Origin of the sequence: Gilliamella sp. B3023, assembly GCF_026536845.1 — a bacterium.
GTDB lineage: Bacteria > Pseudomonadota > Gammaproteobacteria > Enterobacterales > Orbaceae > Gilliamella > Gilliamella apicola_E.
Map to the genome: position 1 here is coordinate 1 of NZ_JAFNNH010000067.1, position 815 is coordinate 815.

The 815-nt window shown below is 45.9% G+C and carries 1 pseudogene; it reads left to right on the plus strand.

The window, feature by feature from the left end:
• Nucleotides 1–657 (plus strand): annotated as a pseudogene (locus J3U16_RS11995) (hypothetical protein); the annotation flags it as partial.
• Nucleotides 658–815: the final 158 nt, after the last annotated feature.

Here is an 815-nt window from a genome sequence, read left to right on the forward strand (position 1 = left end):
TCCTCTTACGGTAGAAACTTTCCTACAACTGGCGCTAATGGATTGTACTTTGATTTACTCATTAGTGGTAGTAGTCAGCCATTGTCTTGGTCTCCAGTTTCTCTGGGTGGTATCACCGTCACAATGTCTAATCCTACTGCTACAAGAGTTCGTGTTACTTTAACTGGTCCTTACGCTACTCCATCCCAGATTAATTCAGACAGTCCTAGTCCTATATCTAAACCTACTTTGCCTCAGACCTTCGAGTTGGTCGGTCGTGATAGTAATGGTGCTCCAGTCGTCAAATATGGTTTTACTTTGAAGCAGTGGTTCGTCCACCGTGGTAATAAGGGTGACAATTATTCTAATACATTATCTTGGTGTAATCGTATTGGTTATCGAATGCCTAGCGTAAGGGATTTAACTAACGCTGTTCGTACAGATGTAGTCGTACCTAGTGCCCCCCCTTCCTCGCCGGGTAATCATATTATGCGTCATATAGGTTCAGGTTTTTTCACTGAGTGGGCTCGTATGAGTGATTACTCTAGCGTTGGCTTCCGCGGCAGTTGGTTCTGGACTAGTGACCCGAGTGGTAGTACCCAGTTTCTCGTGCACACAGGCGACGGTGACGTGGTTTCGAGCTCCTACGACTACTACGGCCTTTGCTCCCATCCTTAGTTCTTATTCCTTCGTCCTTAATCCTAAGGGCGGGGGTGGGGGTGATAAAAAATAGTATTAAGCAATTAAAAGCAAGCTGACTCAAGGAGTCAACGTCGTTTAGCTATAAAAAGCGATTTTGCGGCTAAGCGACGTTTGAATTACCCGCCTCGGCGGGT